The sequence below is a fragment of the Acinetobacter sp. FY683 genome (genome assembly GCF_059515885.1).
Genome location: NZ_JCAKNA010000004.1, coordinates 116,690 through 133,646, shown reverse-complemented (window position 1 = coordinate 133,646; position 16,957 = coordinate 116,690). Strand labels below are relative to the sequence as shown.

General features: G+C 37.3%; 15 protein-coding genes. 5 read left to right on the top strand and 10 right to left on the bottom strand.

The window, feature by feature from the left end; all coding sequences use genetic code 11:
* The first annotated feature begins 42 nt into the window (after positions 1–42).
* Together AC5YDH_RS03505 and csrA are read left to right on the top strand one after the other, a co-directional pair.
* Positions 43–1,323: an aspartate kinase gene (locus tag AC5YDH_RS03505; RefSeq protein ID WP_496116908.1), complete on the top strand. Its 1,281-nt coding sequence runs from the start codon at positions 43–45 to the stop codon at positions 1,321–1,323.
* Between the two features lie 232 nt (positions 1,324–1,555).
* Positions 1,556–1,810 carry a carbon storage regulator CsrA gene (gene csrA, locus AC5YDH_RS03500; protein WP_496116907.1) on the top strand — a complete coding sequence of 85 codons (255 nt, stop codon included), beginning with the start codon at positions 1,556–1,558 and terminating at the stop codon, positions 1,808–1,810.
* Positions 1,811–1,877: 67 nt separating this feature from the next.
* On the opposite strand, the gene rnhB is transcribed toward csrA, so the two are convergent.
* Both rnhB and AC5YDH_RS03490 read right to left on the bottom strand, forming a co-directional pair.
* A complete protein-coding gene (gene rnhB, locus AC5YDH_RS03495; protein WP_496116906.1) occupies positions 1,878–2,492 on the bottom strand; it encodes a ribonuclease HII in 615 nt (204 codons plus the stop codon).
* A gap of 24 nt (positions 2,493–2,516) precedes the next feature.
* On the bottom strand, positions 2,517–2,891 hold the full coding sequence (locus tag AC5YDH_RS03490; protein ID WP_496116905.1) for a hypothetical protein: 375 nt from the start codon (positions 2,889–2,891) through the stop codon (positions 2,517–2,519).
* A 208-nt stretch (positions 2,892–3,099) separates the two neighbouring features.
* Here AC5YDH_RS03490 and AC5YDH_RS03485 point away from each other — a divergent pair, with 208 nt between their 5' ends.
* A complete protein-coding gene (locus tag AC5YDH_RS03485) occupies positions 3,100–3,654 on the top strand; it encodes a cytochrome b (protein WP_496116904.1) in 555 nt (184 codons plus the stop codon).
* A gap of 67 nt (positions 3,655–3,721) precedes the next feature.
* Here AC5YDH_RS03485 and AC5YDH_RS03480 read toward each other — a convergent pair whose 3' ends face one another.
* The 8 genes from AC5YDH_RS03480 to AC5YDH_RS03445 form a co-directional block, all read right to left on the bottom strand.
* On the bottom strand, positions 3,722–4,084 hold the full coding sequence (locus AC5YDH_RS03480; protein ID WP_496116903.1) for a hypothetical protein: 363 nt from the start codon (positions 4,082–4,084) through the stop codon (positions 3,722–3,724).
* A 58-nt stretch (positions 4,085–4,142) separates the two neighbouring features.
* Complete coding sequence (locus tag AC5YDH_RS03475) at positions 4,143–5,144, bottom strand: adenosine deaminase (RefSeq protein ID WP_496116902.1); 1,002 nt, start codon at positions 5,142–5,144, stop codon at positions 4,143–4,145.
* A gap of 63 nt (positions 5,145–5,207) precedes the next feature.
* Positions 5,208–6,530 carry an NCS2 family permease gene (locus tag AC5YDH_RS03470; RefSeq protein ID WP_496116901.1) on the bottom strand — a complete coding sequence of 441 codons (1,323 nt, stop codon included), beginning with the start codon at positions 6,528–6,530 and terminating at the stop codon, positions 5,208–5,210.
* Between the two features lie 357 nt (positions 6,531–6,887).
* Positions 6,888–7,070, bottom strand: coding sequence for a hypothetical protein (locus tag AC5YDH_RS03465; protein ID WP_496116900.1), 183 nt, complete (start codon positions 7,068–7,070; stop codon positions 6,888–6,890).
* Positions 7,071–7,558: 488 nt separating this feature from the next.
* The gene (locus tag AC5YDH_RS03460) at positions 7,559–9,790 is read right to left on the bottom strand and encodes an NADP-dependent isocitrate dehydrogenase (protein ID WP_496116899.1); all 2,232 of its coding nucleotides are present in this window, start codon (positions 9,788–9,790) and stop codon (positions 7,559–7,561) included.
* A 561-nt stretch (positions 9,791–10,351) separates the two neighbouring features.
* Positions 10,352–11,926 (bottom strand): aldehyde dehydrogenase (NADP(+)), encoded by a 1,575-nt coding sequence (locus AC5YDH_RS03455; RefSeq protein WP_496116898.1) that lies wholly within the window; start codon positions 11,924–11,926, stop codon positions 10,352–10,354.
* 12 nt (positions 11,927–11,938) lie between these two features.
* Positions 11,939–12,937 (bottom strand): AraD1 family protein, encoded by a 999-nt coding sequence (gene araD1, locus AC5YDH_RS03450; protein WP_496116897.1) that lies wholly within the window; start codon positions 12,935–12,937, stop codon positions 11,939–11,941.
* 29 nt (positions 12,938–12,966) lie between these two features.
* Positions 12,967–14,253, bottom strand: a complete 1,287-nt coding sequence (locus AC5YDH_RS03445) for an MFS transporter (RefSeq protein ID WP_496116896.1) — start codon at positions 14,251–14,253, stop codon at positions 12,967–12,969.
* A 163-nt stretch (positions 14,254–14,416) separates the two neighbouring features.
* Here AC5YDH_RS03445 and AC5YDH_RS03440 point away from each other — a divergent pair, with 163 nt between their 5' ends.
* Positions 14,417–16,150, top strand: a complete 1,734-nt coding sequence (locus tag AC5YDH_RS03440; protein WP_496116895.1) for an IlvD/Edd family dehydratase — start codon at positions 14,417–14,419, stop codon at positions 16,148–16,150.
* Positions 16,151–16,231: 81 nt separating this feature from the next.
* Positions 16,232–16,948 (top strand): FadR/GntR family transcriptional regulator, encoded by a 717-nt coding sequence (locus tag AC5YDH_RS03435; RefSeq protein WP_496116894.1) that lies wholly within the window; start codon positions 16,232–16,234, stop codon positions 16,946–16,948.
* Positions 16,949–16,957 lie beyond the last annotated feature (9 nt).

The following is a 16,957-nucleotide window of genomic DNA, read 5'->3' as shown; positions in this document are numbered from 1 at the left end:
ACCCTGAAAGGTAATCAGGGTCATGGCTTTTATGGAACAACTATGGCATTAATCGTTCAAAAATATGGCGGTACTTCAATGGGTACTCCCGAGCGCATTTTAAATGTTGCTCGTCGTGTAAAGCGCTGGCATGACCACGGCCACAAGGTAGTGGTGGTTGTATCAGCAATGAGTGGTGAAACCAATCGTCTACTTGCTTTAGCGAAGGCCATTACCGAAACCCCTGATCCTCGTGAATTAGACCAAATGGTGTCTACGGGTGAACAGGTAACGATTTCCATGTTAGCGATGGCACTAAACACTGTTGGTGTGAAAGCGACATCACTAACAGGTCGCCAAGTCGGTATTAAAACAGACAGCTCATTCACAAAAGCACGTATCGAAGCAATTGATACTGATGTAATGACACGTTACTTAGATGCTGGTCAAGTGATTGTTGTTGCAGGTTTCCAAGGCTTTGATGCCAATGGCAACACAACGACTTTAGGTCGTGGTGGTTCTGACACTTCAGGTGTAGCACTTGCTGCTGCACTTAAAGCAGACGAATGCCAAATTTATACAGATGTTGACGGTGTTTACACAACAGATCCACGTGTTGCACCAAAAGCTAAAAAAGTAGATCGTATCTCTTTTGAAGAAATGCTTGAAATGGCATCGCTTGGTTCTAAAGTTCTTCAAATTCGTTCAGTAGAGTTTGCAGGCAAATACCAAGTGCCTTTACGCGTATTATCTAGTTTTGATAATGACGATGATGGCGCATTCGACGAAGATTTTAAACAAAACGTCGGAACACTAATCACCACTGAAGCGGAAGACAACATGGAACAACCAATCATCTCAGGTATCGCATTTAACCGTGACGAAGCAAAATTAACTATTCTTGGTGTGCCAGATTTACCTGGTATTGCTTCAAACATTCTTTCACCTATTGGTGATGCAAATGTTGAAGTTGACATGATCATACAGAATGTTGAAGAAGATGGAACAACTGACTTTACGTTTACTGTGAACCGTGGTGAATTGGCGAAAGCAAAATCAATTCTTGAAGCAACAGCAAAAGAAATTGGTGCGCGTGAAGTTGCTACACGTTCAGATATCGTAAAAGTATCTATCGTTGGTGTTGGTATGCGTTCTCATGCTGGTGTTGCAAGTAAAATGTTTACCGCTCTTGCAAAAGAAGGCATTAACATTTTAATGATTTCAACATCTGAAATTAAAATTTCAGTGATTATTGATGAAAAGTATTTAGAACTTGCTGTACGTGCACTTCACACAGCATTTGGTTTAGATCGTGAAAGCGGTGAATCAAGCGTTCGTGCTTAATCTATTGATATCCTAAATAAATTTGTAAAGTTTTATATACAGAACAGATAGAGCCCCTAGTATTTATATTAGTGGCTCTGTTATATTGAGCTACAGCTTAATATTAGATTAAGACAATTTGTATCCTATGTTTTGTTTACTACAAATATTTGTCAAAATTTAAAAAGGTTTTAGGGTTGTGTAATTTCCTATTTTAACATTTGCACGTTTAGCATATTGCAAGGAGATAAACATGCTGATTCTTACCCGACGTGTCGGTGAAACATTAATGATTGGGGATCAAGTCAGTGTTACTGTTCTTGGTGTTAAAGGCAATCAAGTTCGTATTGGTGTAAATGCACCTAAAGAAGTTTCTGTTCATCGTGAAGAAATTTATCAACGCATTCAGCATGAACGTGCAATGCATGAACATCTTCAACACATTGATCAAGACTATCAACCGTCTATTGAAGAAGAAAATAGTCAACAAAATACATATAATCGTTAAGATTATTATATTTTGTAAGTATAAAGCGGCTACATTGCCGCTTTAAATTTGCCTAAAATTTAGAAAATTATTGTTGATCCATTAATTCCAACACTTTCCTCACAGGGCCAAAACTTCTACGGTGTTCATCAATTACACCATGTTCTGCAATTGCTTCAAAATGTGCTTTTGTCGGATAACCTTTATGCTTTGCAAATCCATATTGTGGGTATTTTTGATCAAGTTCGACCATTTCATGATCACGAGTAACTTTTGCCAAAATACTTGCAGCAGAAATCTCAGCATGAATAGCATCACCACCCACAACAGCTTCACAACTCATGAGTAAACCTTTAGGCTCTTTATTTCCATCTACCAACACATGATCAGGTTGAATAGAAAGCTTCTCTACCGCCCTACGCATTGCCAATAAGGATGCTTGCAAGATATTTAATTCATCAATTTCTTGCGCACTCGATTCCGCTATTGCCCAAGCAAGTGCCTTTTCTTTAATTTCAACAAATAACTTTTCACGTTTTTTTTCTGTTAACTTTTTAGAATCATTTAATCCATCAATAGGATTATTCGGGTCTAAAATAACAGCCGCAGCAACAACCGAACCAACTAATGGTCCACGCCCCGCCTCATCTGTACCGGCAATTTTTTTCATATCTTTCCTTAAAAAAATAGGCTGATAAAACATCAGCCCATTTCAAATAAATTCCAATTATTTAGCGACAGCTTCAGCTACACAAGTATTTACTGTTTTTGCTACCGCATTTGAAATAATTGTCGTACGAGCTACAGGATCAAGTGCTGCACTTGCTAAATCCATAGCAGAAACACTTTGTGGTGCTTTTTCACTTACACAATCGCAAATTTTAGATTGAACTTCTTCTTTTTGTGATACTGTCATAAATTGTGTTGCAGTTTTCCATGCAGCCAAGTCATTTAATTCAGCTGTACATTTTGTATTTACTGCAATTTTAAGTGCTGTTGTACCAAGTTGCTGCGTCGTAGATGGAGTACCTGTCGTGTCCGTTGTTGCACATGCAGATAAAACCAAAGCCATTGGTGCCAATACAGCAAATAACTTTTTCACAATATTGTCCTTTTTATAAAAAATAAATGTGCCCTATTTTGCCGAATATAAAAATAATAGTGAATCCCCATTTTTTAATTATTCATTATATGCATAATTAATCAACAGCCATCGTTCTAACAATCAAACACTCTGTTACGCCAGTTAGCTTTTAAATAGTCAAAAAACACTCTAATATTTATTTAAATCTAAAAACTTCGAATATATTATGAAAAATACTTCAGGATATTACACACGCACCGCACAAGTTCTACATTGGTTAATGGCTATTATTTTTATTCTTGCATGGGTCATTGGCTTTTATAGCGGTAATTTTTTAAGCTATGACGTAGATGGTAGCTTTAAAGGAAGTGTTACCACTCTACATAAAAATATTGCAACCGTTATTATTTTCTTAGTTGTTATTCGTATTTTTTGGCGCTACACCCACCCTGCACCAGAACTACCAAATACAATGTCTCCAACTATGAAGCGTCTCGCTCATTTGGGACATATAGCACTTTATTTTATGTTACTTGCATTACCCATTACAGGCTGTTTATTTAGCTGGAGTGCCGGATATCCTGCACCCGTTTTATACTTATTTAACCTACCTGCTTTAATTTCAGAAAACCCTGAAGTTACAGCTATTGTTAAGCCATTGCATATTTATCTTTCTTGGGCTGCGGGCTTATTACTTGTAGGTCATATTCTTGCTGCATTAAAGCATCATTTTATTGATAAAGATGCTGTTTTAATTAGCATGACAAAACAACCAAAATAAATACACACCTACTCAATAAAAAAAGCCGCATTAATTCGGCTTTTTTTATTACACTAGTGAAATATTTTCATTCCAATGCTTTAACGACACAACCACGCACACTGTTTCCAATTGCTTTAGAAACCAACTTATTTTTAGCCTCTTCATTAAACAATGCGCTCATCAACTCCTTAACAGATACATCATCTGTTGCATGCTCAGAAACACAACCACAAACTTGAGATAAACTCTGTAGTTGTTCATCTTCTGTCATAAAAATTGAAGCTGTTTTCCAAATTTTCGTCGCTTGTAGCTCAGCTTTACATTGATAATCGATTACAGGTTTAAGTGCCGTTTTTGTAATTATGGCAGGATGTGCCACAGCTAAGTACATCACAATAGCAACCAATAAAAATAATATCAGCGTAAATATTTTAAATATCTTCTTCATCTATACTTCTTCTATAAAAAAAGCAGTGAAAACTCACTGCTTTATCTAAATCAGAAACTTAAGCCATTGCTTGAATTTTCTCTGACCATTTTTGCTTTTCATCACCTGAAATAAAAGAAGCTTCAAATGAATTAATTGCCAATTGCTTAAGCTCATCTTTTGTTAAATCTAAAGCTTCAGTAATTGCAATAAAGTTATCATTCATATAACCACCAAAGTAAGATGGATCATCTGAATTTACTGTAACATGCACACCTTTTTGTAATAAACGACGAATATTATGTTTCGCCATATCATCTACAACACATAGTTTTAAGTTACTTAATGGACAAACAGTTAATGGCATTTTTTCTGCAATCAATCGCTCCATAAGCTTATCATCTTCTTCAGAGCGTACACCGTGGTCAATACGATTTACTTTTAATAAATCTAATGCTTCCCACACATATTCTGCTGGCCCTTCTTCACCTGCATGAGCCACCACCAAAAAGCCTGCTTCTCGCGCTTTAGCAAACACACGTTCAAATTTAGATGGCGGATGACCAACTTCACTAGAATCTAAACCAACACCAATAATTTGATCTTTATATGGTAAGGCCTGCTCAAGTGTTTTAAATGCAGCTTCTTCACTCAAATGACGCAAGAAACACATAATTAAATGTGATGAGATACCAAATTTTTCTTTTGCGTCATCACATGCACGTTGCAAGCCATTAATTACTGTTGAAAATTCAATTCCTCGATCTGTATGTGTTTGCGGATCGAAGAACATTTCTGTATGAACAACTTTATCTTCAGCACATTTTTCAAAATATGCCCAAGCAAGATCATAAAAGTCTTGCTCATGAATAAGTACATTTGCACCCGCATAATAAATATCGAGAAAAGATTGTAAATTATGAAAATTATAAGCTTGTTTTACTTCTTCTACAGATTTGTATGGGATTTCGACTTGATTACGTTGTGCAATTGCAAACATTAGCTCTGGCTCAAACGTCCCTTCTATATGTACGTGCAACTCAGCTTTTGGCAATGCACGAATAAAATCTAATTGATTCATTGATATCCTCAAAAATAAAAAAGGGTGTAAACAAAGTTTACACCCTTTGCTTTATTCGGTGAATTAGCCACCAAATAAGGCAAATTTTAATACCCAAAGTACAGCAACAATCCAAACCATATACGGTACGGTTTTCGCCTTACCTGTAAAGAGTTTAATTAATGCATAACTAATAAAGCCCATTGCAATACCATCTGCAATTGAATATGCAAACGGCATGAAAATAATGGTTAAAAATGCAGGAACTGCCTCTGTGATATCTTCCCAATCAATATTGGTAATACCTTGAATCATCAACACACCAACAAACAACAATGCCGGAGCTGTTGCAAAGCCTGGTACAGATTGAGCCAATGGCGCCAAGAATAAACACAGAATAAATAGAACGCCAACAACTACCGCGGTTAAACCCGTACGACCACCAGCAGCAACACCTGCCGAAGATTCAATATAAGGCGTAGTTGAAGATGTACCTAAAGCTGCACCCGCAACAATTGCAGATGAGTCGGCAAATAAAGCCTTTTTCAAGCGAGGTAATTTACCATCTTTCAACAAACCAGCACGATGTGAAACACCAACCAATGTCCCTGTCGAGTCAAATAAATCAACCAAGAAGAATACAAAGATCACGCCAATTAAGCTTGCTGTGAATAAGCCTTCAAAATCCATTTGCATGAATGTTGGAGCTATAGAAGGAATTGCACCTACAACACCTTTAAATTCGTTATAACCTAAAATTGTAGATAAAGCAGTAACTGCTAAAATACTAATTACAATCGCACCACGCACTTTAAAATGATGCATGATAACAATGAATAAGAAACCTAAAAGCGCAAGTAATACTGAAGGCTGTTTTAAATCGCCCAAGCCAACTAAAGTTGCTTGATTATCGACAATAATACCCGCATTTTTCAATGCAACCAATGCTAGGAATAAACCTATACCACCACCAATAGCAAACTTCAGAGACATTGGAATTGCATTCACAATTGCCTCACGAATTTTAAACATACTAATAGCAATAAAAACTAAACCCGATACAAACACTGCCGCTAAAGCAGTTTGCCACGGCACTCCCATACCCAAGCAGACAGAGTACGTGAAGTAAGCGTTTAGCCCCATACCAGGTGCAAGAGCGATCGGATAGTTTGCAATCATACCCATGACTACGCAACCAATAGCAGCAGCAAGACATGTTGCAACGAAGACAGCCCCGTGATCCATTCCTGTCGCGGATAAAATCATTGGATTGACAATAATGATATAACTCATTGCTAAGAATGTTGTTATACCTGCTAGAACTTCTGTACGAAAATCAGTTTTATTTTCGCTGAGCTTGAATAAGCGCTCTAGCACACTCACTGAAGATGGATTAGGAGTCGTCATGACCTAGCCCCTGTTAATAAACTTAATGCCAAGAAATTTTAAGATATACAAAAAGGTATATTGCATAAAAAACTTGCTGCAATGGTTATGCCAAATTAAAAAAAGAATATATCCAACCAATTTCACAGCACAACAAATAGAAAAACTCATTGTGTTGGTAAACAAAAAAGCTGCATAAATTATATGCAGCCCTACCTATTCACCTGAAATTAAATACATAATTTTTTAAGATATTGAGTCCAACCTTCCTATTTCAGGATTATATCACATTGATTTTTAAAGTTTCTAAAATTTTATTTTTCAAGTGCTATCAAAGAATCCTGAAATGCAAACTACCTTTCTATTCCTTATGATCGCCTAAAGCACCATCTTTTTTAGGTGCATAATAATTTTTATTTTTTCTATTTTATCAATAGAATATCTAGCATCTTTAATCAGTAACTTTAACTCTTCATGTTGTTTTACTTGTACGTCTTTATAAACAATAAAACCCAATACCAGTACAACAAAAAAAGTCCCCCCCACAATAAATTTAAACATTTTTAGCCTCAATTATTTTAAATACCCAATTATTTTTTAGCCCAACTACATATTTATTATAAAATATAACAAAAAAACTCAATATTTTGTATTATTTTTAACACTTTTATTCATTAATATTAAATATTATGGATTTTTTTATCAGTTTTACTTAAAAATAAATTACCAATGAAATACGTAAAACCCATTCTATCTGCCACTTTCAACTTAGAGCTACTCACCTCAAGCTTTTGTCTTGATTAGTGCATTACAACGAAATACGAATAACCTTATATTAAGAAAGCCCCTTATTTAATGGTTAATATTCCTTTAAAAACCCAATCACTACCCTATAAAAGATTCAAATTTAACAGTCGAAGCTAAACAACCCAAATCAATACTGTGTTTCACTTCAATCACTTATTTAACCTCCTCTAAACATAAAAAAGCCGATACTATCGTATCGGCTTTTTTATACTGCCCATTTACATAGGCAATATGTTTAACAATTAAACTGTAGCAAGTGCTGCATTTAATGTTGCGCTTGGACGCATAACAGCATTTACTTTTTCTTGATCTACAGCGTAGTAACCACCGATATCAGCAGGCTTACCTTGTACAGCAGCAAGTTCTGCAACGATTTTATCTTCGTTTTCATCAAGTGCTTTAGCTAATGGAGCAAATTGAGCTTTAAGTTCAGCATTTTCATTTTGCTCAACAAGTGCATCTGCCCAATATTTTGCTAAGTAGTAATGGCTACCACGGTTATCAAGCTCACCTGTACGACGTGATGGAGACTTATCGTTATCAAGTAATTTACCTGTTGCTTGGTCTAAAGTTTTAGCAAGTAATTTGATACTTGGGTTGTTCTCTTTAATACCCATTTCTTCTAAAGAAACAGCTAAAGCCATGAACTCACCTAGAGAATCCCAACGCAAGTGGTTTTCTTCAACAAGCTGTTGTACGTGTTTAGGCGCAGAACCACCAGCACCAGTTTCGTACATACCACCGCCCGCCATTAACGGAACAATAGATAACATCTTAGCAGATGTACCTAATTCCATAATTGGGAACAAGTCTGTTAAGTAGTCACGTAAGATATTACCAGTAACAGAAATTGTGTCTAAACCACGAGCAACACGCTCAAGCGTATAACGCATAGCACGAACTTGAGACATGATTTGAATGTCTAAACCGTCAGTATCATGATCTTTCAAGTATTTTTCAACTTTTTTGATCACTTCATTTTCGTGTGGACGATACGGGTCCAGCCAGAAAATTGCTGGCATGCCAGAGTTACGTGCACGAGTTACTGCAAGTTTAACCCAGTCTTGAATCGGTGCATCTTTCACCTGACACATACGCCAGATATCGCCTTCTTCCACGTTTTGTGACATCAACACTTCGCCAGTTTCGATATCAACGATGTTTGCAACACCCGCTTCTGTGATTTCAAACGTCTTGTCGTGTGAACCGTATTCTTCCGCTTTTTGCGCCATCAAACCAACGTTAGGTACAGTACCCATTGTTTTTGGATCGAAGTTGCCATTCCATTTACAGAAATTGATCATTTCTTGGTAAATACGTGCGAAAGTTGATTCAGGCATTACTGCTTTACAGTCGTAAGGTTTGCCGTCAGCGCCCCACATTTTACCGCCACCACGAATCATTGCAGGCATAGAAGCATCTACAATTACGTCGTTAGGTGAATGGAAGTTTGTAATACCTTTTGCAGAATCTACCATTGCAAGCGCAGGACGGTGTTCTTGGCAAGCATGTAAATCTTCAATGATTTCTTCACGTAAAGAAGTCGGTAAAGTTTGAATTTTTTCGTAAAGACCAGCCATACCGTTGTTTACGTTAATGCCTAGCTCGTCAAATAATTTACCGTGCTTTTCAAAAGCTTCTTTGTAGTAAATTTTCACACAGTGACCGAATACGATCGGGTGTGAAACTTTCATCATTGTTGCTTTAACGTGTAAAGAGAATAAAATGCCCGCTTCACGACAATCTTCAAGTTCTTTTTCGTAGAAATCGCAAAGCGCTTTCTTGCTCATGAACATTGAATCGATGATTTCACCGTCTTGAAGTGCAACTTTTGACTTAAGAACAATAGTTTGACCAGACTTAGTCACTAATTCCATTTTCACATCACGAGCACGGTCTAAAGTCATAGACTTTTCGCCATGATAGAAGTCACCTTCATTCATGTGTGATACGTGAGTTTGTGACCACTGCTTCCACTCGCTCATAGAGTGTGGATTTTTCTTAACGTAGTTTTTAACTGCAGCAGGTGCACGACGGTCAGAGTTACCTTCACGTAAAACTGGGTTTACAGCAGAACCTAAACATTTGCTGTAACGTGTTTTAATCGCTTTTTCTTCTTCAGTTGTTGGATTTTCTGGATAATCAGGAATCGCATAACCTTTAGATTGAAGTTCTTTAATACATGCCGTTAATTGACCAACAGATGCACTAATATTAGGGAGTTTAATAATGTTAGTATCCGGGTCTTGAGTAAGACGACCTAGCTCTGCAAGATTATCAGGAACTTTTTGTTCAGCTGTTAAATAATCTGAAAATTCTGCGAGTACACGTACTGCTACAGAAATATCACTTTTAACAATTTCTACACCAGCCGGCTTTGTAAAGGTTTCAATGATCGGCAATAGTGAATAAGTTGCCAATAATGGCGCCTCGTCGGTCAGTGTATAAATGATTTTTGACTTTCCACCAGCCATATATAGCCCCTTGCGATAGATTTTTGAGTTTTTAGAAGTGAGCTTTTGACTCAACTCTTCGAACCGATTTGCTTGAATAAAACATTAAGAGTATCGATGCTCATCGTTACCAATTCATGAAAGAACATTTCATTTCGTGATATCGAATAAATAATACACACATATATACTGCTTTTAAGTGGCAATATTGTACAAGAATTTTATGTTTTCTCGTAGATCAAAATATTAGGTATTCATTCATGAAATAATGATATTTAATTTTAATAATTTAAACCAATATACTGTTTTTTATAGTTTTATTTGTAAAAATTACGCTAAATTATTATTCTTTTCCAAATAACTAATAATTCAAATCTTAGACTTTTGTCTATAGTTAGATCGACATTTTATGATATTTTAAGTCTAAAGTTTTTGTTTTGAAACATATTTCGACAGAAAATACCTTTATGAATAGATAAAATGTAGGTATTAATATAAAAAATATATAACAAAATCTTAAACCTTACTCCTGAAATTCCACAATCCAAATACATTTAAGATTGTGGAATATATTCGTTCCTTTTAGATTTGATCTTTAGACATTTGACCATTTACTAAGCGTAAAATATTTAAAGGATTTTCATCCTTTAAAGCAGCAGGTAATAGAACCTGAGGATAGTTTTGGTAACATACTGGTCTTAAATAACGATCAATTGCTAATGTACCTACCGAAGTACCACGAGCATCTGAAGTCGCAGGGTATGGACCACCATGAACCATAGCATCGCAAACTTCAACACCAGTTGGATAACCATTTAATAATAAACGACCCGCCTTCTCCTCATACACAGGAACAACATCTGCAAAATCTATGATATCTTGCTCATCCGCAATTAATGTTGCTGTAAGTTGACCATTCATGCTATTAAGTGCTACCAACAATTGTGCTTTATCTTCCACTTCAATCACAATGGTTGTTGGTCCAAAAATTTCTTCTTGAAGTAATTGATCGCCAGCTAGCAATAACTCTACATCCGCTTTAAATAATTGCGGGAATGCTTGCGAACCTTGCTGCACTTGACCTGCTAAATGCTCAACACCATGGTGTTCAGACAAGTGTGCTAAACCATTTACATAACTATTTAATGTGCCTGCATTCAACATCGTCTGTGCTGGCTTACTTTCAATATTTGATGCTAACCGCTCAAGGAACTGAGTGAATGCAGCAGATTTCAAGCCTAAAATTAAACCCGGATTTGTACAAAACTGACCACACCCCAATACAACAGAATCAGCCAACTCTTGAGCAATTTTTTCACCACGGTTTTGAATAGCTTGAGGTAATACCAACATTGGGTTAATACTACTCATTTCAGCAAATACAGGAATTGGTTGAGAACGTGCTGCTGCCATATCACATAAAGCACGACCACCCTTTAATGAACCTGTGAAACCAACAGCCTTAATTAAAGGATGCTTTACAAGCATTTCACCTACACCATTACCGTAAACCATGCTAAATACACCTTTAGGCATATTCGCTTTCTCAACAGCACGATCAATTGCTTGAGCAACATAATCTGCTGTTGCCATATGACCACTATGTGCTTTTACCACAACAGAGCAACCTGCAGCTAAAGCAGAAGCTGTATCGCCACCTGCAGTTGAAAATGCCAATGGGAAGTTACTTGCACCAAATACAGCAACAGGACCTACGCCAATTTGAATTTGACGTAAATCAGGTCGAGCTAAAGGTTTACGATCTGGTAAAGCTGTATCAATACGTGCACCTAAGAAATCACCACGACGTAGTACTTGAGCAAATAAGCGCATTTGACCACTTGTACGACCACGTTCACCTTGTAAGCGTGGAAGTGGTAAAGCAGTTTCTTGAGAAATAATATTCAAGAAATCTTCACCCAATGCATCTAACTCATCTGCAATTGTTTCTAAGAACACTGCACGTTGTTCAGGAGATGTATGACGATAAGTTTTGAAAGCATCATGAGCTGCTTCAATCGCACGATTAACTTCTTGTTCAGTTGCTTGATAAAAATCAAAATCAAGCGCTTCACCGGTAGTTGCATTTAAGCTTTTAAGAATTTTTTGCCCTTCTGCGCTACGCGTGCCTGAAATAAAGTTGTGTCCAATAGTCATGGTAAATATTCCTTATAGAGTGATAACTGAGCCGATTGGAAGTTCTGGTTGAGTTCGCGCCAATGGGTTAACTAAAGACTGACCAAATTCCTTCATTTCAATTTCAAACTCATCACCAATTTCAGCTTTCATGCCATCAGCAAATGAAAGTGTTGCTGTACCAAAGTAATGAATATGTACATCACCAGGTTTTAAAAACTGTTGATACTTGAAGTGATGGTATTCAAGATTACTTAGGCTGTGACACATATTATCTTCACCAGATAAGAACTCTTTTTCCCAAATGACTTTACCATCACGTTTCAAGCGGCTTGTGCCCACTAAGTGCCTAGGTAACTCACCTGTTAACAGCTCTGGACCATAGCTACAAAAACGTAGTTTTGAATGAGCTAGATATAAATAGTTACGACGTTCCATCACATGGTCTGAATATTCATTACCCAATGCGAAGCCAACACGATATGGTTTTAAATCTGAGCCTATTACGTATAAGCCCGCAATTTCAGGTTCTTCACCACCATCTTCAGCAAATGGTGGTAAAGGTAAAGACTCACCCGGGCGTACAACAATCGAACCATCTCCTTTATAAAACCATTCTGGTTGTGCGCCAATTTTTCCTTCAGTTGGCTTACCATCTTGTACTCCCCATTGGAACATACGCATCGTATCAGTCACTGAATCTGCATCATTTAAATTCTGTTGGTGCATCTTGTCACGTGTAGATGCCGAACCTAAATGTGTTAACCCTGTACCCGAAATGAAACAATGCGCAGCATCTGGATGATCTAACGGTGGTAATACTTTTAAGCTCGATAGAAGCTCTTGATAATCATATTGATCATCTGTATAACCCAGTACCTGAACTTGTTCTTCTAAAGATTTTTTAGCTTCAATTGCCAACAAAGCTAATTCACGAACTGTTGTCACTTGGTTAAGCTGAAAAACAGTATTTTGCTCCACCACACCAACCGCACGTTGGTTTAAACTCGTTTCGAATTGAATAATATTCATGCTAATTTCCTTAAGCATTTTAATTTAAACTAGTTTTTAGTGCTTTTCTGGTTCTCAAATTTTGCATATACGATATATGTCAAAATCAGTCCAAAAATCATAAATCCTGTGAGGAAGTACAAGCCCGAAGCCATATTTCCTGTGTATTCTTTCAATAGACCAATACCAAATGGTCCAATGTATCCACCTAAATTACCTACCGAGTTAATAAGTGCAATACCCGCTGCTGCACTTGCCCCAGTTAGGAATCGACCAGGTAAGGTCCAGAACACAGCTGTCGTTGAGAACAAACAGAATGCAACTAATGATAAGGCTGCTAATTGAAGTACTGGTGTCCCTAACCAACCACTTAAGAACATGCCACATGCACCCACCGCATATAAAACACCAAGATGTCCGTAGCGATCATTTAACTTATCTGTACTACGCGGAATAATAAGTAGACCAATAATCCCGAATAGATATGGAATGCTCGACAAAAAGCCAATTTGTAAATCTGTACCGCCACTAAATTGCTTAATAATTGTTGGCAACCACATATTTAAGCCATAAATACTTAAAGTGACTGGTAAGTAATACAATGCTAAAGTTAGTACGCGCTTATCTTTTAAAGCATGTAATGGATTACCATGCCGTGTTTGTTCATATTCAGACTCATCTTTGATTAATTCATTTTTAAGCCAACTTTTTTGTTCTACGGATAACCAAGATACTGTGTCGACTTTTTCTGGAAGATATAACAATGTTGGCAAAGCAAGTAATACTGCAGGCAAACCCACTACAATAAACAACCACTGCCAACCATGCATATTGGCAATACCATCCATACCTAATAATGCACCTGAAAGTGGTCCTGCAACCATCATTGCAATAGGCTGTGAAAGAATAAACATACCCATAATTTTTCCACGGTGACGAACTGGATACCATTGAGTAATCAGATACAAAACACCAGGGAAAAAGCCTGCTTCAGCAACACCAAGTAAAAACCGCAGTGCATAGAATGTATATGGACCTTGAATAAGTGCCATAGCCATTGTGATTAAGCCCCACGTCAATAAAATACGTGCAAACCACTTTCTTGCACCGAATTTGTCGAGCAATAAATTACTAGGTACTTCAAACAAGAAGTAACCAATAAAAAATAATCCTGCGCCCAAGCCATAAGCAGCATCACCAATACCGACATCAGCACCCATATGAAGATGTGCAAAGCTCACAGCAGCACGATCAATATAGGCAACTAAGTACAAAACAATTAAAGCTGGAACCAGCTTAAATGTTACTTTCCTTATAACGCTATTTTCAAAACTCATAACACCCTCTCTTTCCATGTGTTTTTGTTTTATAGAAGATCTCCCATCCACAATAAACAAGATATAGTATTACTAATTAACTTGTAAACCCTTTTAAAACTATTTTTTTTCATGTATTTTATTTATAAATTTTTAAATAGTAATACTATATAGGGATGTAGGCATGGCTAACAAGAAACCTTTCCGTTCAACAGCATGGTTCGGTACAACAGACAAAAATGGATTTATGTACCGCAGCTGGATGAAAAATCAAGGGATTCCTGATCATGAGTTTGATGGTCGTCCAATTATCGGAATTTGTAATACATGGTCTGAGTTAACGCCTTGTAATGCACACTTTCGTAAAATTGCAGAACATGTAAAAAAAGGCATTTTAGAAGCCGGAGGCTACCCTGTTGAGTTTCCAGTGTTCTCCAATGGTGAGTCAAATTTACGTCCAACAGCGATGTTAACGCGTAACTTAGCAAGTATGGATGTAGAAGAAGCGATTCGTGGCAACCCAATTGATGGTGTTGTGCTCTTAACTGGCTGTGACAAAACTACACCTGCATTATTGATGGGTGCCGCAAGCTGTGATGTACCTGCAATTGTCGTGACTGGTGGCCCTATGCTGAATGGCAAGCACAAAGGCAAGGACATTGGTGCAGGTACTATTGTTTGGCAAATGCATGAAGAATTAAAAGCAGGAAAAATTGATTTAAATGAATTTTTATCTGCTGAAGCAGGTATGTCACGTTCTGCCGGTACATGCAACACGATGGGTACAGCATCTACAATGGCATGTATGGCAGAAGCATTGGGCACATCTTTACCGCACAATGCGGCTATTCCTGCGGTGGATTCACGTCGTTATGTTCTTGCACATATTTCAGGTATGCGTATTGTTGACATGGTTAAAGAAGATCTCACATTATCTAAAATTTTAACAAAAGAAGCATTTGAAAATGCGATTCGTGTCAATGCTGCAATTGGTGGTTCAACCAATGCTGTTATTCACTTAAAAGCAATTGCAGGTCGTATTGGTGTTGATCTTCAACTCGATGACTGGAATCGTGTAGGTCGTGGTATGCCAACAATTGTTGACTTACAGCCTTCAGGTCGTTTCTTAATGGAAGAGTTTTATTATAGCGGTGGCTTACCTGCTGTATTACGCCGTATGGGTGAAAATAATCTTATCCCACATCCAGATGCACTTACTGTGAACGGTCAATCAATCTGGGAAAACTGCCAAGCTTCACCAATTTATAACGATGAAGTGATTCGTAAAATTGACAATCCGCTTCGTAAAGATGGTGGTATGTGTATTTTACGCGGTAACCTTGCACCTAAAGGTGCGGTATTAAAACCTTCAGCTGCCTCACCTGAACTGATGAAACACCGTGGTCGTGCTGTAGTATTTGAAAACTTCGATGACTATAAAGCACGTATCGCAGACCCCAACCTTGATGTTGATGAAACATGTGTACTTGTGATGAAAAATGCTGGTCCTAAAGGTTATCCAGGTATGGCTGAAGTAGGCAATATGGGCTTACCACCTAAAATTTTGGAAAAAGGCATTACAGATATGGTACGTATTTCTGATGCACGTATGAGTGGTACAGCTTATGGTACAGTCGTACTTCATGTTGCGCCTGAAGCAATGGCAGCAGGTCCTCTCGCAGTTGTAAAAAATGGTGATTTTATTGAGCTAGATGCTTATGAAGGTAGATTACATTTAGACATTAGCGATGAAGAACTTAAACAGCGTTTAGATACTTTAGTTCTACCTCAACCAAAAACATTTATTGGTGGTTATCGTCAACTATATGTAGACCATGTTCTTCAAGCCGATGAAGGTTGTGACTTTGATTTCCTAGTTGGTTGCCGTGGTTCAGAAGTTCCACGTCACTCACACTAATCGCCTCATATATAGATGACCTTGTACATTGAGCAGGTCATCTATACCATAATGAGGTCATATAGGGTCAATTGTTAAAATATGAGTAATGCCGATTATAAAAATCCTGCTCCAAGTAAAAGCCAACATGCTCTGATTGTCCAACAATTAGGTCTAAAAATAGTTTCGGGCGAAATCCCTGAAAATGCAAAATTACCGTCTGAAGCTGAACTGTGTGAAGAATACCAAGTCAGCCGTCCTGTTTTTCGCGAAGCAATTCGTGTTTTACATGCAAAAGGTTTGACCTTATCTAGACCTAAGATTGGCACAGTTGTTCGACCTAAAGATGAATGGCACTTACTAGATCCTGATATTATGTATTGGCGTATCCAATCCACACCTGAAAATGAGTTTTTTAAAACATTGTCTACTGTACGTCGTGTGCTGGAGCCTGAGTTAGCATTTATTGCGGCAAGCACTGCCACAGAAGAAGACCTAAATCGTATTAAAGAAGCGTATGCTGGCATGGAAAAAGCAAAAAATATTGAAGAATTTATTCAACCTGATATAGATTTTCATCTTGCAATTGCCAATGCAACTCATAATGATTTACTTGCTTATATGTTAAAAATGTTAGTTTTACCTTTACAGCAATCAATTCAAGTCACCAGCTTACGCCCAAACCTTCAAAACCATTCGCTTCCTCGACATAAAGCAATTATGACAGCTATTGAAAATAAAGACCCTTTATCTGCTCGTCATGCGTCATTAGTGCAACTAGAGGACACCAAAGTAGCATACGACTTAATTAAAAAATAGCTCGTATGT